The sequence below is a fragment of the Actinospineispora spinosispora DSM 44797 genome (assembly GCF_000429025.1).
GTDB classification, from domain to species: domain Bacteria; phylum Actinomycetota; class Actinomycetes; order Mycobacteriales; family Pseudonocardiaceae; genus Pseudonocardia; species Pseudonocardia spinosispora.
Genome location: NZ_KE386833.1, coordinates 1,119,274 through 1,138,485, shown reverse-complemented (window position 1 = coordinate 1,138,485; position 19,212 = coordinate 1,119,274). Strand labels below are relative to the sequence as shown.

Sequence of the window (19,212 nt, the reverse complement as noted above, 5' to 3'; positions counted from 1 at the left end):
CTCCCCCGCTTGCTCCATCAACTACGTAACTGGCGGTCACCAGCGACCTCCTCGCGACAGCGGCGCCGAACCCGAGCCATAAGCATCGGGGTCGGCGCCGCTGGTCACCAGAGATCCATCGCAACAAACCGTCGAACCTCAGCTGTGCGATCGCACAAGCTACTGCTTGTGAATGTGCACCGTGACGTTCATTCCGGGGGCGAGCTGCACACCGTTGGTGTTGACCAGGGCGATCTTGACCGGGATGACCTGCGTGACCTTCTGGAAGTTGCCCGAGCTGTTCGACTCGGGGAACAGGGAGAACACGCCGGCGGCCGAACCCTGGACCTCCTGGACGATGCCGGTGACCGGCGTGCCCGAGAAGGCATCGACGCTGATGTCGACCAGTGCACCGGGGTGCACGTCCTCGACATCGGTCTCGTCGACGCGAGCCGTCACATAGATCTTGCTCATGTCGTACGCGGTGGCCAGCTCGGTGCCGGCGTTGACGTACTGGCCGTTGACGACGTTGTTGACCGCGACCGTGCCGTTGCCCGGCGACTTGATCGTCTGCTGGACACCGTTGCTGTTGATCCGGATGCGGCCGACGATCTGGTTCGTCTCGACCGAGGAGCCCTGGCTGATGGTCCAGTTGGTCAGGGTGCCGGTCGCCGGCGCGTTGAAGTCGATCTTGTCGCCGTCGACCTGGGCGTTGTCGGTGGTGACGAACTTGCTGGAGTAGAGGAAGTACGCGCCTCCGAAGCCGAGTGCGGCCACCAGGGCGATGATGGCGATGATGATCAGCGCCAATCGGCTGGAGCGCTTGAGCTTCTTCTTCTCCGGCGGAGTCGACTGGGCCGGCGCAGCGGCCTCGACGGGGGCCGGGGGCGCGACTGTGTCGTTACCCGTCGCCGCGCTCGTTGCCGCGCGGCTTTCCGACGACTGGGGTCGGGTAGCGGTGCTGGATCCGCTCGATCCTTCCACGCTGGTCTCCAAGTGGGGCGTGTGGCGCTGGGGGCGCCGTGAGTAACTTATTTTTAGTGAACGGTACGTACCGTACTCTATTTAAGTGCTTCGTGACAGTGGTTCATCCCTGAACCGCTTGTGTTCTCGGTAACTCCCCAGGAGACTGCCGCATTCCACCGACAGTTCGCGACGAGGCGCACCCGGTCAGGACGACGATGGCCGGCACGCGTGGACGGCAACATCGACCACATGCCCGAGTAACTCGATGTCCAGCGGCGTCCTGGCCAGCAGACGTCGATAGAAGACCGGACCGAGGAAGGGGTCAGGTCACCGCGCAGTCAGCCGCTCTCCGGCGCGACGGCGGCACACAGGTCGGCACTTCGCAGAGCTACGTGTTGCGTCGCAGACACTGCGGCCTCTGCGAGGCAACACGAACGTCTGCGAGGTCGCTCAGAGACCCAGGATGCGGGGAGGTCAGATCAGGAAACCCAGTGACGGCAGGACACCGGCGTTGTCGACCAGCGCGACCTTCTTGTAGGCCATCCGCAGCTCACCGTCGATGACCCTGAGCCGGTAGGTGTAGCGGCCCGCCCAGAGTTCGCGGCCACGCTCGCGCGACTCGACCAGCACGAAGTTCGCCTCGACCGTCGTGTCCGCGCCGTCCGCACCGAGGATCTCCACGTTCGACACCACACGGCACAGCCTGGACTGCGGAATCTGCGCGTGCCGGCGTCCCGTCCGCAGCTGCTTGAGCCGGGTCGAGATGCGGTTGCGGTTGTCGTGGATGACCGACATCCGGCTCATCGGGTCCGCATCGTCGGAACCCGCCGGTACCCAGTAGACGGCGTCGTCGGTCCAGAGCGACTCCCACTCGTCGTACTGGTGCTGGTCGGCGAGTCGCGCCTCGCGGTACAGGAACTGCTCGACCCGCCGGATGTCCAGCACCGTCGGCTCCGCCGCGACCGTGTCGGTCATGCCCTCTCCTCGGTCATCAGCTTCTTGTAGTGCTCCCAGAACCCGCGCATGCCGGTCTCGTCGGTCGCGCCGCCCACGGTGAGGCCGCGCTCGTCGATGTACTCCCGGTGGTTGCCACGGCGCACGTCGAGCCATTCCGGACGCAGCTCGGCGACACCGGCCTGGTTGCGCTCGTACATCTCGGTGTCGTCGGCCAGCAGCAGTCCCGCCGGACCGACCGAGCCGACGCATTGCTGCAGCATGCGCCGGTTCATGTCGGGGGCACCCTTCAGCTGGACCGCCGTGACGTGCTGCACGGTGAGGTTGGCGGCGAGCGGCTGGATGGCGAACATCTGAATCTCGGCGATGAACAGGTTCGGGAAGATCATCACGTGCGGAGCGCCCTCGATGAGGATCTCCTCGGCGGCCGGACCGTGCAGCGCGCGCATCTTGCCCACGTAGTCGGGCAGCTTCTGCTCCGTCGTACCGAACCAGCCCATCGGCTGGCCGATCCGGCGGAACTCCGGACGCAGGTCGTTCTCGCTGTGCCCGTTGCCCAGCGCGCGGGTGACCGCCGTCGACTTGTCGCTGTACAGCGCGCCGATACCGCTCTGCGCGACGCTGAAGATCGATGAGTGGACGAACTGCGGGTGGTAGCCGTCGGTCTCGTTCTCCGCGAGAAGCTTCCAGTTGGCGCGCGCCCGGTGCTTGAGCCACCCCGCGGTGACCTCGATCTCGCCTTCCGGGGAGAGTCGCACGAGGCGGTCGATCTCGCCGGCCGCGGGACCCAGGTGCTCGGCGAGGGTCGGCCCGTCGGGCGCGAAGCTGCCGAACACGAAACCCTGATAGACCTCGACCCGGGGAACCCGACCGAGGCCGAGATCGAGCTTGCCCTTGCCGCCGTAGCCCTGAACGAGCGGGTAGCCGAGCATCTCGCCGGTGTTGCGGTAGGTCCAGCCGTGGTACGGGCAGCGGAACGAGCTGGAGTTCCCGCTGTCCGCCTCGCACACCAGGTTGCCCCGGTGCGCGCACCGGTTCAGCAGCAGGTGCACCTCACCGTCGGCCGAGCGCGTCATCACGACGTCCTGCGGTCCGATGTTCTTGCGCACGTAGTCGTTCGGCTTGGCGATCTCACTCACGTGGCCGACGTAGACCCACGTGCGATACCAGATGCGCTGCAGCTCATCTGCGAACACAGCCGGATCGGTGTACAGCGAGCCATGCACCTGACTCGGCCGGATCAGCTCCTCGTAGGGCACACCCGCGCGACCCGATCCCTCGGCCGGGGGCGTCATCGTTGCGCCGTTCACGGTCTCAGCCAGTGTCACGGTGGCTCCCTTCACCAGGCGAGAGATAGGCACCGGGCGGTCGTTTTAATCTGGATTAAGCAGATTGAGAACATCATGGCACACGACCGATGTCAAGGCACCTCCGACCGCCGCCGCGGCGCGTCACAGCCGCCGCGACGTGTGCGACGAGGACCTGCGACGTCGCCGGGCAGGCGAGACCACGCCGTTGACACGCGGAATGGCGCACGGCGAGGAAGGGTGGAGAAACTATCCCTTTGTCGAGATGGTGCGGGGCTTTACTTGTCGCCTTCCCACTGATGAATGCGACGCGACGACTGTGGACGCCACACCGTGTGCGGCAGTTCTTCCTCGATCACTCTCGGCTCGTTGCGCATGATCCAGATCAACGGATCTCCGGCGAACTGCGTCTCCACGGACGAACCATGCGAGAGTTTGACCCCGTGCGATGTACGAGTCACCTGCATCACCAGTCGATTGGGCTCGCCACCCGTCCCGATCAGCCGATCTCCCAGCTTGACTTTGGAAGCACGAAGTCGCAGCTTAATCAACGGGAATGATTCCTTCCGAGCAGTTGCCAGGGGTGCGAGGCCCATTGTGCCGTGCGGCCGACCGGATCCGGGTCAGGCGACACAGTGAAGTCAACCATTGTTCGATTGTTCGGCCGTCAGGAAGGCCTCGATCCCGTCCAGTACTCGCTCGAGACCGAAGTCGAATCCGGTGTCTCGCGCGGCGCCATCCACTTCCGACCCGGCGAGCGCATCGGCGAGCAGCGGGAACTCGTCGAGCCGCCCGACCCTGACCAGCGTGTCCCGGCTCACGGCTCGGGCCGGCCTGATCTCGAACGCGACGCACCCTCGCACATAGCTGTTGACCAGCATCACCATCTCCAGCCGGAGTGGTGGCGGTAGCCCGGTCGCGGCGAACGCACTCAGCGCGGCCTCGGCCCACGCGCTTTCGTTCGGCCCCATGACCCGCTCGACGGGCACCAGCGGCAGCGTCCACGGATGGCGGAGGAACACCTGCCGGATGCCATGGGCCCAGTCACGCACCAGCGTTCGCCACGGGCCGGGTCCCGCGAGCAACGGGAGCCCGATGGCCGCGTCGAGCATGAGTGCGACGAGTTCGTCCTTCCCGCCGATGTGCCGGTAGAGCGACATCGTGCCGAAGCCGAGCCGTCGGGCCAGATGCTGCATGGAGAGCGCCTCGAAGCCCTCGGCATCAGCGATCTCGACCGCGCGACCGACGATCAGCCCGCGACTGAGCGCCGGCCTCGGTCCGCGCCCACGGCGTGCCGGCCCCTCCCAGAGCACGTCCTCGTCCATGCCACCTCCCGGTCGACGAGCGCCGACGATTATTTACTGGGTACGCCATACCCATCTGCGTACGTTATACGCGGAGCGCCGTTCCAGCAGCGTTCCGCCCTTGGCGACACGTGCGGGAGGACCATTCATGCGAACCCGAAATGCCACCTACTGGTGGCGACGCCCCTGGATCGCGCCGCTGCTCGTCCTCGTCGTTCTCTTCCTGGTGGTGTCGCTCCCCCGCTATCTCACGCTCGATCCGGCCCAGTCGCTCGTACCGCCGCGCCCGGGATATCCGCCGCACTACGCCCTGCTGGTCGGACATATCTTCTTCGGCTCGGTCGCCCTGCTCACCTGCTGCCTGCAGGTGTGGCCGTGGTTACGGCGGCACTTCCCACTCCTTCACCGGCTGGCCGGACGCGCCTACTTCTTCCTGGGCGTGTTCCCCGCCGCCGTCCTGGTGCTCGGTGTCGCGCCGGTGAGCAGCAGCGGGTTCGTCTCGTCGATCGGCAACACACTGCTCGCCGTGCTGTGGCTGTACACCTCGGTGCGGGGCTACCGAACCGCGCGTCGGCGTCGCTACGCGGAACATCGCAGATGGATGATCCGCAGCTTCGCGCTGACCACGTCGATCGTCGCCAACCGGGTATGGCTCTTCGCCTGCCTCGCCGTCGCCGAGACTCAGCTGGACACCACGTACGGCGGCAACGAGACCGCGATGATCCAGGCAGCGGCCGGCGCGAGCGTGTGGCTGAGCTGGGTGGTCAACATTCTGGTCGCGGAATGGTGGCTGGAGCGCACGCGCGTCTCCGCTCGCCCGGCTCCCGAGCTCACTGGGAGCCGAACGTGAACGCTCCGCCCAGGTAGGCCAGGAGCACCGCGAGAACGATGAACCCGATGATGAGCGCGGCCGCCTCCAGAGCAATCCTGGTAAAGGGGTTCACGACGTTGTGCTCCTCCCGCAAGCTGCTCCGACGCACGATACGTGTCGCCCAGTATCCACCTCGGGTCGACGGCGACGGGCCCCTCCGTCCCTCCGCCCGCTTTCGGGCACTCGCGACGGATCGACGTGATAGTCATCACGTCGCACGTCTCCAGCGTCGTCCGAGACCGGGCCGTGACAAGACAATCCCGTGGTCAGAGGCTGCGTCGGCGCTCGTCCCGCGGCGCTGAGCTGGCGCTTTTCCTCTCCGTAACCGGCCGCACTACCCTGCGAGAATGGTCCGCCGGCCTCGACGACGAGTCGAAAGCGGTCGGAATTCACAGGTAATTCTTAATGACGCCGGTGAATTCGTTGCTCCCAGTGGTCTCTCAGTGGCGATCAACTATTGTCGACGTGGAACGACGGCGCTGGACCGACTGACGTGGAGCAACGGCGCTTCGACCTAGGAGCGTGATGATCGAACTCGAGGGCATCAAGAAGTCCTTCAGCATGGCCGAGGGACAGATGACGATCCTGCACGGGATCGACCTGAATGTTTCAGCTGGTGAGATGGTCGCGATCATGGGGCCGTCAGGGTCGGGCAAGAGCACGTTGATGAACATCCTGGGCTGCCTGGACGCCCCGTCGACCGGGCACTACCTGTTGGACGGCGTCGACGTGACGAAGCTGTCCAAGAAGCAGCTGGCCAAGGCCCGTGGCCAGAAAATCGGCTTCGTGTTCCAGTCCTTCAATTTGATTCCGCGGACCAGCGCAATTCGGAATGTGGAATTGCCATTGGTGTACAACGGTGTCCGCAATCGCCGCGCCAAGGCCAGGGCAGCCCTAGAACGGGTCGGGCTCGGTACTCGTCTGGGGCACGTGCCGAGCGAACTGTCGGGTGGTCAGAAGCAGCGCGTCGCCATTGCCCGCGCCTTGATCAACGACCCCGCGATCATTCTGGCCGACGAGCCGACGGGCGCGCTCGACACCAAGTCGACGACCGAGATCATGGAGCTGTTCACCGAGCTGAACGCGGCGGGCGCGACGATCGTGATCATCACGCACGAGGACGAGGTGGCGGAGTACTGCACCCGCCGGGTCTGGTTGCGCGACGGGTTGATCCGCAGCGACGACCCGGTCCTCAACCGACGCACCAAGCTCGACAAGGTCAGCGCCTGACCGTCGGCAATGCTCAGACAGAGTTGTTCAACCGTCGACCCACGTACGCACGAGTAAGGCTCCTACAGGGAGCCTTACTCGAACTGGCACTATTGCCTACTTCACCCGGGCACACTCAGCGTCAGCCGGGCGGCGTAGATGGCGCGATAGCAGCTAGCAACCCTTCCTAACTAGAGTCACGTCTTTCACATTGTTCACTCCCGAAGTGTCTGCATCGGTCCCGGCGGGCGGACCAAACCACTGAGTCTCACCAGACTGCAAGCAATGGTTTCGATCCGGCAACATTAGGTAATCAATATGCAGTGTCACCGGCTGAGGATCACAGTTGCTCCAGAAAATTGTCGGCGGAACGCCGTCTTCAACAGACTTCCCACAGGGATGCTCTCCTGGTGAAGCATTCGCAGAGCCGGCAGCAAACAGCAAGCCGGAAAGCGATAGCGCCACAGAAATAATCGAAGCTGCTACTACTCTCACGAGAATCAACTCCAAGCTTTACGTGGGATGGATACTATCTTGGTATAAACCGTCAAATTCGATATAGTCTGGGCATTTGCCGTTCAGCATTAAGCATCTCGATACCGAGAAGCTCGCCATCATGCCCGAAATCCAGCACTAAGGCGGTCTCGCCATCCGCATCTTGCGCGGTGAGACTGTAAGCTGATCCGCCCGGCTTGAGTGACGCAAAGGCCAGGTACGCTACATTATTATCGGCGTCTCGGCTCGTTATCATCGGATACTCATTCACGCTCTTCACTTAACGCCGCTCCCGCCTGTCTTTCCACCACACCGTGACTACCCATCCGTCATCGTTAAGACAAACAACCGCACCACCCGGATTCTGCCTGTCGGAATATTGCCAGCTCCCCTCGCGATTCCGAAAACTTGCCCCTGCGTGCAGCATTACCGTTAGCTCTACGTCTTGCTCGGTGATACCTCGAAGCCTCATCTGATCTCTAGCGTGAATACTGTAACCCGAAACCCTGTCGGGTCCACCCAGAGTCAGGCGATGAACAGGCTCAGCCTGAACCGTCGCGCCCGCTGCAACCGAAGTCGTGGTAAGGAGGAGCAGCACCGCACTAAATCCGACGACGAGCATGCTGGCGAGCTTTCTGACAGGACCCACCTCAGTCAAGTTTCACTCATCTTCCCCTTGGACATCTTCCGCTTTGGAGCGAATCCAGGCTACTCCGTCGACTGCGAGTAAGTACGTCATCTTTACAGTCTGTGGCAGCATCTTCGAAAAGCTGCCATCTTCGTCTGATAGACAAGGTAGCGGTTGATCTTTACCGATCTTCCTGCTAGGGCGCTAGCTTGTCTCGGAGTGTCACACGACCTCAGGCTCCTTCGCCCGAACCCTTACCGATAGCTGCAGCTTGAGCGCTCCTCATAGAACGCTGATACGGCTTACCCCTCATGCAAGCCCAGTTCACCAAGTGGCGCGACTCAACAACCTGGTGCCGGCAGCGACGAACAACGTGTAGTAGCACCGGGGTCAGGCACGACACCCCTGCATGTCGCAGGCCGAACACTAAGCGGATGTAAATACAGCCTCCACCACCTTGTCGGGCACTCCCCGAGACGCGATCGTCATCCACATCACCACTGGAGGCCCAATGACGCACTCTACGGACACCGCTCCATCCAGCGAGCGGCGCGTGATCAGCAACATCACCAAAGGCTCGATCGGAAATCTGATCGAGTGGTACGACTGGTATACATACCTGGCATTCAGCACCTATTTCGCGGCTACGTTCTTCCCCCGCGGAAACCTTACCGCTCAGGTACTGAACACCGCTGCAATCTTCGCAGTGGGCTTCCTGATGCGACCGCTCGGCGGATGGCTCTTCGGCCTTTTCGCCGACCGCTATGGCCGCCGTCGCTCACTCACTGTATCGGTTACCCTCATGGCCGGCGGCTCACTCCTCATTGCTGTGACCCCTGGATATTCCACCATCAGTATTGCCGCTCCAATTCTACTCGTAGTAGCCCGGCTACTCCAGGGTTTGTCTGTTGGTGGTGAATACGGCACCTCCGCGACCTACATGTCGGAGGTAGCGACCGCCGGCAAGCGCGGCTTCTATTCCAGCTTCCAATACGTCACGCTCGTAGCAGGACAGTTGGTCGCCCTAGGCCTTCAGATCCTCTTGAATCAGATCCTTGGCAAAGAGGCTCTCGAGAGCTGGGGATGGCGGATCGCATTTGCCATCGGCGCTCTCGGCGCGGTCATTGCGATGTATCTGCGCCGCAGCATGGACGAGTCCGCAAGCTACACCGCCGCGAGTAAGAATAACAGTACATCGCGTGGCGGACTGCGTGTCTTGATGCAGTACCCTCGACAGTGCTTGATCGTCGTGGGTCTGACCCTCGGCGGAACCGTGGCGTTCTACACATTCACCAACTATCTACTACAATTTATGGAGTTGACTTCGAAGATCCCTAGGGAATCGGTGGCTGTGATCAACTTCATCGCGCTACTGATTTTTATTGCTATGCAGCCAGCGATAGGGGCACTATCCGACCGCATCGGCCGTCGACCTCTTCTCTTGTTCTTTGGATTCGGCGGAACTCTATGTACCGTGCCGCTCCTGACAATACTTGCGGACACTCACAATGTTTACGGCGCCTTTTCCATCATGATGGCCGGCCTTGTGATCGTGAGCGGGTATACTTCGATCAATGCCATCGTGAAGGCTGAGCTATTTCCCACCGAGATCCGCGCCTTGGGCGTCGGGCTGCCCTACGGAATAACGGTAGCGATCTTCGGCGGGAGTGTTCCTTTCGTCGCGCTGAAGCTGAAGGAAGCTGGCTACGAGGAGAGTTTCTACTACTACGTTGCGGGTTGTGCGCTGATCTCGTTGATCGTGTACGGCACCATGCGGGAGACTTCACGTAACTCGCCGCTGGACGCTGACGCCGCCTCCGCCGACGGGACGGCACATCGGGCGAGCTGAGGGCACCTATGCGGGTACTGCTGGTCGAGGACAACGACGCTGTTGCCCAGGCCCTCGTCGACGTGCTCGGCGCCAACGGCCATCAGCCGACCTGGCGCCGGCACGGCGCCGACGCACTCACCGCGCACCATCACGCGGACGTACTCCTGCTCGATCTCGGCCTGCCGGACATCGACGGGCTCGAGGTCCTGCGCAGGCTGCGCAAGATCAGCACCATCCCGGTGCTGGTGCTGACCGCGCGCGGTGACGAACGATCCGTGGTGCGTGGGCTGCGCGGCGGCGCCGACGACTACCTGGTCAAGCCGATCCGGCTCGGCGAGCTGTTGGCCAGGATCGAGGCGGTCAGCAGGCGTACACCGGCCGAGGGCGCCGGGCCGGGCAGTGCTCAGGTCGTCGAGGTCGCCGGTCTGAGCATCGACCTCGACGCCCGCACGGTGTCGGTCGGCGGCGAGCAGGTCGAGCTGACCAACAAGGAGTTCGACGTGCTCACGGTGCTAGCGCGCAAGGTCGGCACCGCGGTGAGCCGTCAGCAGATCATGGACCAGGTGTGGGGCGACGCGTACCTCGCGGTGTCCCGGTCGCTGGACGTCCACATGGCGACCCTGCGGTCCAAGCTCGGCAACCCGGAGCAGCTGCGGACCATTCGAGGCTACGGATACCGGCTCGGGTGAGAGCGACGACAGTGGGACCACCGTGCGGCGTCGACTGCTGATCGCGCTGCTGACCTTCGCGGCGGTCGCGGTCACCGGGTTCGCCTGGCCGCTGCTCAGCAGCACGGCGGCGGAGCGGACCCAACGCCTGCTGATCGACCGCGTGGCTGCGCTCGACCGGTTCGCCGTGCTCGCCCAGCAGAGCATCACCACCGGTGACCGCACCACGGTCACCCAGGAGGCCAAGGCCTACGCCGCGCTCTACCAGGAGGGCGTGCTGATCCTCGAACAGCGCAGGCCCATCGTCGCGGCCGGCGACATCAGTGCCGATGAACCCGGTCTCGCGCCGCTCATCGCGGGTGCCCTGCGCAACGAGCCCGGCCAACGGCTGCCCCAGCTGCGACCCTGGTCCCGGGACAGCGTGACCCTGACCCGTCCGATCGGCACCGATACCCACATCGGCGGCGTCGTCGCGCTCCGTATCTCGGTGGTGAACGCCGCCGACGACGTGGCCCGGTCCTGGGCGACGGTCCTGGCCGGCGCGATCGTCGCGGCGCTGGGTTTCGTGGCGCTCGCGATGGTGCTGGCGCGGTGGGTGCTGCGCCCGCTGGCGCAGCTGGAGGGCGGAGTGCTCGCGGTCGCCGCCGGACGGCAGGGCACCCACGTGCCCGGTGGCGGCGGGCCACCCGAGCTCCGGGCGCTCGCCGTGTCGTTCAACAAGATGTCCGATGCGGTCGTGGCCGCCTCCGACAAGGAACGTCAGCTGGTCGCCGACGCCTCCCATCAGCTCCGCAACCCGCTCGCCGCGTTGCGGCTCCGGGTCGACTCGCTCGCGCCGGACGTCGCACCACACGCCCAGCCGGCGTACCGATCGATGGCGGCCGAGGTCGAGCGGCTGGAATCGCTGCTCGACGGGCTGCTCGCGTTGGCGTCCGCCGACCAGGTCGCGGCCCACCCCGAGTACGACGGCACGCCCTGGTGCTGGCCGGACGTGGTCGTACTCGGCAGGCTCGATGCCTGGCGGCTCGCGGCACACGACGCCGGGGTAGAGCTGGTCGACGAGCTGCCCGTCGCACCGGAGGCGATGGCTCCGGTGGCCGGCACCGACTCCGAGCTGTCGCAGGTCCTGGACGTCCTGATCGACAACGCCATCCGCTACGCCGGTCCGGGAGCGACGGTCAGCGTCTCGGCGACGCTGCGTCAGGACTCCGTCGAGCTCGACGTGAGCGATACCGGGCGCGGGTTGTCCGAGGACGAACGCACCCGCGCGACCCAGCGCTTCTGGCGCGCGGCCCGTACCGGCGACAGCCCCGGGACCGGCCTCGGGCTCGCCATCGCCGACCGGCTGGTCACCGCCCGAGGCGGCACCCTCCGGGTGCTCCCGAACGAGCCGTCCGGGCTGACCGTCCGGGTGGCTCTGCCCCGGGCCCAGGTGGGCGCGGACCGATGACCATCCCGTCGATGACCCGCCGGACCGCGCTGCACACGCTCGCGCTCGGTGTCGCGGCCTGCGCGACGGGCTGCGCCGACAGTCTCTACGCCGGTCCGGCGCGCACGATCCGCATCGCCGGAGGCGAGCCGGGTGGTCTCTACCTGGAGTTCGCCGAGCTGCTCGCCGCGCAGATCGAGGCCCTGGTGCCGCGGCTGCGGGCGGAGCCGGTCGCCACCGAAGGCAGCATCGACAACGTCGGGCTGCTGCGTGCCGGTGAGGTCGACCTGGCGCTCGTGCTCAGCGACGCGGCCCAGACACCAGGCCCTCCGGGCTCGCTGGTCGCAGTCGGGCGGGTCTACGAGAACTATCTGCAGCTGGTCGTGCAGGCGGCCAGCCCGGTCCACTCGGTCTCCGAACTCGCCGGGAGGACGCTGTCGCTCGGTGCCCAGGGCTCCGGCGCCGAGCTGATCGGCGATCGGCTGCTGGCCGTCACAGGGCTCAGTCCCACCGCGCCGCGAGACCCGGTGACGGTCCAGCACCGCCCACTCGCCGACGCGACCGCCGCGCTGGAAGGCGGTGGCATCGACGCCATGCTGTGGTCCGGCGGCGTCCCGACACCCGCACTGGCCGCCCTGGATGCGCGCAAGGGCATCCGACTCGTACCGCTGGGGGACGTCATCCCGGCGTTGCGGGCGACCTACGGCCCGGTGTACGAGCCCGCCTCGGTGCCCGCCGACGCGTACGGACCCGCCTCGGCGGTGACCACGATCGGCGTGGCGAACCTGCTGGTGTGCTCCCCCGGCGCCGACCCGGAGCTCGTCGGTGCGGTCACCCGCGTGTTGGTCACGCGCGCCGCCCACCTGGTCCCCCGGCAGGCCCTCGGCACGCAGTTCCTGGACCCGCGCAGCCTGATCGTCACCGGTGACATCCCCTTGCACCGAGGGGCCGTCGCCGCCTATCGGGCGCTGCACGGCTGATGACCGGACACTCTGGCGCCACCCGATCCGAGGCCGACGCCCTGGTCGCGGCCGTCAGGGACGGCTTGCTGCAGCTCGCCGACCCGGCCGCCGCACCCGGGATGCAGCAGTACATGCGCTCGGAGATGCCGTTCCTCGGGGTACCGAAGCCACTGCGCACACAGCTCGAGCGCCGGCTGGTCCCCGACCATCCGCTCGCCGCCATCACGACGTTCGAGCTGGCGGTCCGAACCCTGTGGGACGAAGCGACGTACCGGGAGGAGCGCTACCTCGCGTTGTCGATCACCGGCAACCGACGCTACCGCGCCCACCTCGTCCCCCAGCTCGTTCCGCTGTACCGGGACTGGATCGTGGACGGGGCCTGGTGGGACTACGTCGACGAGATCGCGGCCAGGCGCATCGGTCCGCTGCTGGACCGACGCCCCGGGGACCTCGAACCGATGATCCGCGCCTGGTCGGCGGATCCCGACCGGTGGCTGCGCCGGACCGCGATCATCTGCCAGCTGGGCGCGGGCAAGGCCACCGACCTGGTCCTGTTGTCCGACTGTATCGAGGCCGCCATCGACGAGCCCGACTTCTTCCTCCGCAAAGGAATCGGGTGGGCACTACGCCAGTACGCGCGCGTCGACCCCGAGTGGGTGCGTGCCTTCGTGCGGGCCCACCCCGGACTGTCCCCGCTGTCCCGGCGCGAGGCACTCAAGCACATCGGTGCCGGATAGACCGCCGTCAGTCGATCGTGCTGGTATCGATGACGAACCGGTAGCGCACGTCGCTGTTCTCGACCCGGTCGTAGGCACTGTTGATGTCGTCGGCACCGATGACCTCGACCTCTGCACCGACCTGGTGCTCCGCGCAGAACTCCAGCATCTGCTGGGTCTCCGGGATGCCCCCGATCATCGACCCGGCGAGCACCTTGTTGCCGCCCAGCAGCGAGAACACGTTGACACCCAGCGCCTCCGGCGGAGCCCCGACGTTGACCATCGCACCGCCGACACGCAGCGTCGACAGGTACGCGTCCATCGGCAACGGCGCGGACACCGTGTTGAGGATCAGGTCGAAGCGCCCGCGCAACGTGCGGAACGTGCCCTCGTCGCCGGTCGCGTAGTAGTCGGTGGCACCGAGGCGCAGCCCGTCCTCCTGCTTCTTCAGGCTCTGGCTCAGTACCGTGACCTCGGCGCCGAGTGCCGCGGCGATCTTGACCCCCATGTGCCCGAGTCCACCGAGGCCGACCACGGCGACCTTCTTGCCCTCGCCTGCGCCCCAGTGGTGCAGCGGAGAGTAGGTGGTGATTCCCGCGCACAGCAGCGGAGCGGCCACATCCAGCGCGAGGCCGTCGGGGATGCCGCAGACGAACGCGTCGCGGACCACGATCTGACGGCTGTAGCCGCCGTAGGTGACGGCTCCGTCGTAGTCGGTGCCGTTGTAGGTCTGGACGTTGCCCTTCGTGCAGAACTGCTCGGTCCCCGCGCGGCAGTACTCGCACTCGCCGCAGGAGTTGACCATGCAGCCGACCCCGACCCGGTCGCCGACCTGGTAGGCGGTGACCTCGGGCCCGACCTCGGCGACCGTGCCGGCGATCTCGTGGCCGGGCACCATCGGGAAGATGCTGCCGCCCCACTCCTCCTTGACCTGGTGGATGTCGCTGTGGCAGATGCCCGCGTAGGCGACGTCGATTCGCACGTCGTCGGGCCGAAGGTCCCGCCGCTCGATGGTGGTCCTGGCGAGCGGCGCGCCCGCGCGGGGTGCGGCGAATGCCGGCGTCGATGTCATGTCGTACCTCTTTCGCTGCTCGATCGCGATGTGCGGCTGTCGGCGTCGCCGATGCGGGACAACAAGCCCGAGTGCGCACTTGCCAGCTTCCGAGGCTAGTTCAGCCGCGGATGCGGCGCTGATCGAGCCCCCGACGGGGTGACCATTCGCACGGAACAGCGCTAGCCGAGCCGCTGCCGCGCCTCATCCCGCGTCTCGCCGAGCAGCCGCGCGATCGGCGCCCATCCCCACCCGCTGGCGCGCGCCGCGCGGACCGCATCGGTGACCTCCGCCTCGCAGGCCCCGGAGAGGGCGAGCTCACTGATCCGCCGCAGGTCGTCGGCGTCGTCGTCGAGCGCGGGCGGTTCGTCCGAGGCGCCGACCGCGTCCAGCCATACCTCCACCGCGTCCGCGCCGTACTCGAGGGACTCGCGGTCGCGCTGGCGAGGGAAGCCCGGAATCAGAATTCCGATGCCGTTGGTCCGTCGTTCGCTCATGGCGTCGAGCCTGCCGGTGGGCAGGCCAGCGGACGGTAAACGGACCGCTATCGACCGGTAAGACTTCTCGGATCAGCCGAACGTGAAGTCATAGGCCTGTACCCCGGGACTCACCGCGAGGTTGATCGTCACGCGTCGTCCGTCCGGCTGGCTCAGGACCGGGTAGAGCGTCGGTGGCCCGCTCACCGTCACCGTCCTGGCTGGCATACCGTCGGCGGTGATCGACACACTGCCCTGGCCGCCGAGCACCAGGTACACGTCCCGGGCCTGCGCGTTCAGCTGGAGGCGGGCTCCCGAGCCCGCGGTGAGCGCTTCCGGGCCTGCCTTCCAGGTCCCGTCCAGGGCGAACGTGTCGGGGTCGACCGTCGTCGGGAACCGGTAGGTCGCGGAGCCGTCGCTGTCCGGCGCCGTTCCGCTGACGTGCAAGGGTGCGTAGTGGTAGCCGAGGTAGGTCTCCTCGGTGAGCGCCCGGGTCGGCGTGGTGTCCGGTACCTCGGTCGGTGGTGGAAGTACCTGGGCGGGGTCGCGTTGCGCGAGCAGCTGCCTGATCAACGCCTCGGTGTCGGCATAGCCGCCCTCTCCGAACGACACGTGCCGGATGACGCCCGCCGCGTCGATCAGGTACTCCGCCGGCCAGTACTCGTTGTGGTAGGCATTCCACGTCCCGTAGTCGTTGTCGATCGCGATCGGATAGTGAACCCCCAGCACCGGCGCCTGCTCGGCGATGTTCGACGCGACGTGCTCGAACGCGAACTCCGGGGTGTGCACGCCGATCACCACGAAGCCGGAGTTCTGGTAGGTGCTGTACCAGGTTTGGACGTGGGGCAGCGTCCGTTGACAGTTGATGCACGAGTATGTCCAGAAGTCGATCAGCACCACCTTGCCGCGCAGCGCGGCCAGGCTCAGCGGCTGGTCGCCCGGGGTGTTGAGCCAGCCGGTGATGCCGGTCAGCTCCGGAGCCTGGCCGCAGTCGACAAGGGACGTGGCGCCCGCGCTGCAGCCGGGGCCCGCGTCGGTCGGCTGTGATCCGCCGCCGGCGAGGGTGCGCAGCTGGTCGGTCGCGGGTCTGGTGAGGGCGTTCTGCAGCGCGTTCGTGTAGCCGGGAACGGCTCGCTGCAGCCCGTCGGTCAGGTTCAGCCCGATCAACGCCGCGACCACGATCATGACCACACCGCCGACCGTCCGCAGACTCCGCGCATGGCGACGCAGGACTCCGGTGCGGCGAGCGAGCTTGTCGCCGGCCAGCGCGAGCACCAGCAGCGGTACCCCGACTCCGACGCCGAACGCGGCGGTGAGGACGAGTGCCTCTCCGTTGACCCGGTGTGACGCCCCGACCACCGCAATGGTGGCGAGCACCGGGCCCGCGCACGGCACGAACAGCAGCCCGAGCCCCAGACCGAGCACGATCCCGTTGCCGTCCGGATTGACCGCGCGGCCCGGGACGCGGGCGAACGGTCGCTCGAGCAGATCTCCGAGGCGGGGCCAGAGCAGACCGAGGCCGATGATCACCAGCACCACCACGCCGACGTCCCGCAGCAGGTCCTGGGGAAGGTCGAGCGAGCCGAGCACGAGCGAGCCGAAGAGCGTCGACGCGCTGAAGCTGATCACCAGGCCCGCGACGACGGCGTACGGCCGCCACGACCTCCGCGATACCGGTCGTTCCTGGCCCTCCGCCGCTTGATCGTCCTGTCGGCGCGGCACGCCCGCCGCAAGGACGACCGGTAGCACCGGCAGGACACAGGGCGAGAGGCTCGTGACGATCCCGGCCAGCAGACCCACGACAATCAGCAGGAACAAAACTCTCCCCCGTCGCTATTCGCGTTTCTTCAAGAAGTAACGCACGACAGGAACGGTTCTGTTCTTACGGCCTCGTGACGCGATCAGCCGACCGCCGAATTCTTACGAATGCGGGAAAGGGGTCAGCTCGTCACGTCGGTCAGCGCGGCGTCCAGGATCGCCAGGCCCCTGTCGATCTCGGCGTCGGTCGCGGTCAGCGGCGGGGCGATGCGGAACGTGCCACCCATGCCCGGCAGCTGCACGATGTTCATGTGCAGGCCGAGCTCGCCGCAACGCCGCGTCACGGCCGCGCCGAGACGGTCGACGTCCTCACGACCAGGCTCGTCGACCAGCTCCAGCCCGACCAGCAGACCACGACCCCGGACGTCGCCGATCACCGAGTGCTGCACGGCGAGCTTGTCCAGACCGGTGCGCAGCCGTTCACCCAGTTCACCGGCGCGCAGATCGAGGCGGCCGCGGCTCAACACGTCCAGGACGGTGTTACCGACGGCGGCGGGGAGCGGGTCGTTGACATGGGTGGTGAAGAACAGGAACCCCCGGCCATGCGCCTCCTGCTCGATCTCGGCGCTGGTCAGCACAGCGGCCAGCGGTAGCCCGGCACCGAGGGTCTTGGACAGGGTGAGGATGTCGGGGACGACCCCGTCGCGCTCGAACGCGTACCAGTCACCGGTACGGCACAGACCGGTCTGTGCCTCGTCCAGGATCAACAGCATCCCGCGCTCGTGGCACTTGTCCCGCAGCGCGGCGAGGTAGCCAGGAGGCAGATCGACGACACCGCCCGAGCTCAGGATCGGCTCGACCAGACAGGCCGCGAGGCTGCCGACCGACTGGGCGTCGACCAGGTCGAAGCCGAGGTCGAGCTGTCGGCGCCAGTCCAGGTTCCCGTCGGCGTCGACGATGTCGGGGCGGAAGCGGTCGGGGACGGGGAGGGCGAAGTTGCCCGGTGCGGCGGGGCCGTATCCGGCGCGGCCCGCCACATAGGTGGCGTTCGCGGCGCCCTGGGTCATCCCGTGCCAGGAGCGGGCGAACGAGACGATCTCGTGCCTGCCCGTGACGAGCTTCGCCATGCGCAGGGCGGCCTCGTTCGACTCGGCCCCCGTGGTCAGGAGCATGGCCTTGTCCAGCGGTGCCGGCAGCGTCTCGGCCAGTCGCCGGGCCAGCTCGAGCACCGGGCGGCTCAGCATCCCGCTGTAGAGATGGTCGAGCCTGCCGACCTGTTCCCGGACGGTGGCGACGATCTCCGGGTGGGAGTGGCCGAGGATCGCGCTCATCTGCCCAGAGGTGAAGTCGAGCAGCTCCCGACCGTCCTCGGTGAACACCGAGCTGCCCTCGGCACGAGCGATGATCCCGGGGCTGAAGGCCCCGTGACCTGAGTAGCGGATCAGGTGTCGTTCCAGAGCGATGGTGTCAGCCGGCATGGTCGTTGACGCTACGGACCGCATTCGTGCGCGTCCATCACACACTGTCGACGTATCTGTTCGATGATGACGCACAATTGACCGGTGCTGAATCCGTGGCGACTGCGCATGCTCGTGCTGCTCGACAGCCTCGGCACCGTCCGCGCGGTCGCCGAGACGCTGCACCTGAGCCCGTCGACCGTGTCCCAGCAGCTCGCGGTGCTCGAGACAGAGACCCGAGGCCGGCTGCTGGAACGCTCCGGGCGGCGGATTCGGCTGACCAGGACCGGTGTCGTACTCGCCCGTCGAGGCAGGGAGATCCTCGACCGGATCGCCGAGGCGGAGTCCGAGGTGCGCGCGCTGAACAACGAGCCGATCGGCACCGTCAGGCTGGGGGTGTTCCAGAGCGCGATCCATACGCTCGCCGTTCCCGCGGCGGCTCGTCTCGCTCAGTCTCATCCGCACCTGCACGTGGAGCTGATCGAGGCCGAACCACACGAGAGCGGACCGGCTCTGCGCACCGGCGAGGTCGACGTCATCGTCACGACGACCGACTACGTCGAGTTCCCCTGGGACCCCGATCTGGAGATCGTCCCGTTGGGCACCGATCCCGTGGTGCTGGTCATGGCGTCGCACCATCCGCTCGCCCGGCGCAAGGTCGTGGCTCTCGCCGCCTGCGCGGACGAGACGTGGTCCTGTGACCGGCCCGGCTCCTACATGGCCGAGCTGACCAACCGGCTGTGCCACGAGTCCGGCTTCGAACCCCGGGTGGCCTGCCGGTTCGGCAACTACCTGCTGCTGCTCCAGCACGTGAAGACCGGCGGTTCGATCGCACTGCTGCCGGCGCTCGCCGTCGCTCCCGGCCCCGGGCTGGTCACGCGTGAGCTCACCACCCCGGTGCATCGCAACGTGGCGATCGTCGTGCGCCGGGGGTCGGCGCCCCGAGCGGCGGTCGACGCGCTCGTCGGTGCCCTGCGCGACCACCCCGACATCCCGGCGCTGTCCCCGACACTCGCCGCACGGACAGAGCACAGCTCGTGAGTGGCGACCTCGCGCGCAAGCCCTCGCCGCCCGAAACGATCGGTTCTCTAGCCCTGGGCACCACGTGCGGTGACGCGTAGCGGCGTGATGCCCGGTCCGCGGCCGAGACC

At 66.7% G+C, this 19,212-nt stretch carries 19 protein-coding genes; 9 read left to right on the top strand and 10 right to left on the bottom strand.

The features are described 5' to 3' along the window. Positions 1–159: 159 nt before the first annotated feature. Complete coding sequence (locus tag G406_RS0129135) at positions 160–756, bottom strand: HlyD family secretion protein (protein ID WP_211241276.1); 597 nt, start codon at positions 754–756, stop codon at positions 160–162. A gap of 10 nt (positions 757–766) precedes the next feature. Between G406_RS0129135 and G406_RS57945 the strand changes: the two genes are divergently transcribed. Then, positions 767–1,009 carry a hypothetical protein gene (locus G406_RS57945; RefSeq protein WP_169736770.1) on the top strand — a complete coding sequence of 81 codons (243 nt, stop codon included), beginning with the start codon at positions 767–769 and terminating at the stop codon, positions 1,007–1,009. A gap of 410 nt (positions 1,010–1,419) precedes the next feature. Here G406_RS57945 and G406_RS0129125 read toward each other — a convergent pair whose 3' ends face one another. The 4 genes from G406_RS0129125 to G406_RS0129110 all read right to left on the bottom strand — a co-directional run bounded on the left by G406_RS0129125 (position 1,420) and on the right by G406_RS0129110 (position 4,531). Next, entirely contained in the window at positions 1,420–1,920 is a 501-nt protein-coding gene (locus G406_RS0129125) for an aromatic-ring-hydroxylating dioxygenase subunit beta (protein WP_028936509.1), read from the bottom strand. After that, a complete protein-coding gene (locus tag G406_RS0129120; RefSeq protein ID WP_245607246.1) occupies positions 1,917–3,227 on the bottom strand; it encodes an aromatic ring-hydroxylating oxygenase subunit alpha in 1,311 nt (436 codons plus the stop codon). Before G406_RS0129120 ends, G406_RS0129125 begins: the two co-directional genes overlap by 4 nt. A gap of 257 nt (positions 3,228–3,484) precedes the next feature. Further along, positions 3,485–3,622, bottom strand: a complete 138-nt coding sequence (locus G406_RS0129115; protein ID WP_156935207.1) for a hypothetical protein — start codon at positions 3,620–3,622, stop codon at positions 3,485–3,487. Between the two features lie 225 nt (positions 3,623–3,847). Beyond that, the gene (locus tag G406_RS0129110) at positions 3,848–4,531 is read right to left on the bottom strand and encodes a TetR/AcrR family transcriptional regulator (protein ID WP_028936506.1); all 684 of its coding nucleotides are present in this window, start codon (positions 4,529–4,531) and stop codon (positions 3,848–3,850) included. A gap of 127 nt (positions 4,532–4,658) precedes the next feature. On the opposite strand from G406_RS0129110, the gene G406_RS50630 reads away from it, so the two are divergent. Both G406_RS50630 and G406_RS0129095 read left to right on the top strand, forming a co-directional pair. Next, positions 4,659–5,360, top strand: coding sequence for a DUF2306 domain-containing protein (locus G406_RS50630; RefSeq protein ID WP_037078603.1), 702 nt, complete (start codon positions 4,659–4,661; stop codon positions 5,358–5,360). Between the two features lie 546 nt (positions 5,361–5,906). After that, positions 5,907–6,611 carry an ABC transporter ATP-binding protein gene (locus tag G406_RS0129095; protein ID WP_028936505.1) on the top strand — a complete coding sequence of 235 codons (705 nt, stop codon included), beginning with the start codon at positions 5,907–5,909 and terminating at the stop codon, positions 6,609–6,611. Between the two features lie 526 nt (positions 6,612–7,137). Here G406_RS0129095 and G406_RS56190 read toward each other — a convergent pair. Beyond that, the gene (locus G406_RS56190) at positions 7,138–7,365 is read right to left on the bottom strand and encodes a DUF2283 domain-containing protein (protein WP_169736806.1); all 228 of its coding nucleotides are present in this window, start codon (positions 7,363–7,365) and stop codon (positions 7,138–7,140) included. An 859-nt stretch (positions 7,366–8,224) separates the two neighbouring features. Here G406_RS56190 and G406_RS0129090 point away from each other — a divergent pair. The 5 genes from G406_RS0129090 to G406_RS0129070 are packed head-to-tail and all read left to right on the top strand — an operon-like array spanning position 8,225 to position 13,340. Continuing rightward, the gene (locus G406_RS0129090; protein ID WP_028936504.1) at positions 8,225–9,562 is read left to right on the top strand and encodes an MFS transporter; all 1,338 of its coding nucleotides are present in this window, start codon (positions 8,225–8,227) and stop codon (positions 9,560–9,562) included. Positions 9,563–9,570: 8 nt separating this feature from the next. Further along, positions 9,571–10,233 (top strand): response regulator transcription factor, encoded by a 663-nt coding sequence (locus G406_RS0129085; RefSeq protein WP_028936503.1) that lies wholly within the window; start codon positions 9,571–9,573, stop codon positions 10,231–10,233. A gap of 22 nt (positions 10,234–10,255) precedes the next feature. Then, a complete protein-coding gene (locus G406_RS0129080; RefSeq protein ID WP_028936502.1) occupies positions 10,256–11,662 on the top strand; it encodes a sensor histidine kinase in 1,407 nt (468 codons plus the stop codon). Continuing rightward, the gene (locus G406_RS0129075) at positions 11,659–12,621 is read left to right on the top strand and encodes a TAXI family TRAP transporter solute-binding subunit (protein WP_037078600.1); all 963 of its coding nucleotides are present in this window, start codon (positions 11,659–11,661) and stop codon (positions 12,619–12,621) included. The genes G406_RS0129080 and G406_RS0129075 overlap by 4 nt, the downstream gene beginning before the upstream one ends. Then, a complete protein-coding gene (locus tag G406_RS0129070; RefSeq protein WP_051342806.1) occupies positions 12,621–13,340 on the top strand; it encodes a DNA alkylation repair protein in 720 nt (239 codons plus the stop codon). Before G406_RS0129075 ends, G406_RS0129070 begins: the two co-directional genes overlap by 1 nt. A gap of 7 nt (positions 13,341–13,347) precedes the next feature. On the opposite strand, the gene G406_RS0129065 is transcribed toward G406_RS0129070, so the two are convergent. The 4 genes from G406_RS0129065 to G406_RS0129050 form a co-directional block, all read right to left on the bottom strand. Further along, positions 13,348–14,391, bottom strand: a complete 1,044-nt coding sequence (locus G406_RS0129065; RefSeq protein WP_028936499.1) for an NAD(P)-dependent alcohol dehydrogenase — start codon at positions 14,389–14,391, stop codon at positions 13,348–13,350. Between the two features lie 161 nt (positions 14,392–14,552). Further along, positions 14,553–14,867, bottom strand: a complete 315-nt coding sequence (locus tag G406_RS0129060; RefSeq protein WP_028936498.1) for a hypothetical protein — start codon at positions 14,865–14,867, stop codon at positions 14,553–14,555. 72 nt (positions 14,868–14,939) lie between these two features. Beyond that, entirely contained in the window at positions 14,940–16,664 is a 1,725-nt protein-coding gene (locus G406_RS0129055) for a cytochrome c biogenesis protein DipZ (RefSeq protein ID WP_028936497.1), read from the bottom strand. Between the two features lie 122 nt (positions 16,665–16,786). After that, positions 16,787–18,082: an aspartate aminotransferase family protein gene (locus G406_RS0129050; protein ID WP_028936496.1), complete on the bottom strand. Its 1,296-nt coding sequence runs from the start codon at positions 18,080–18,082 to the stop codon at positions 16,787–16,789. An 84-nt stretch (positions 18,083–18,166) separates the two neighbouring features. On the opposite strand from G406_RS0129050, the gene G406_RS0129045 reads away from it, so the two are divergent. Continuing rightward, entirely contained in the window at positions 18,167–19,102 is a 936-nt protein-coding gene (locus G406_RS0129045; protein ID WP_028936495.1) for a LysR family transcriptional regulator, read from the top strand. Positions 19,103–19,212: the final 110 nt, after the last annotated feature.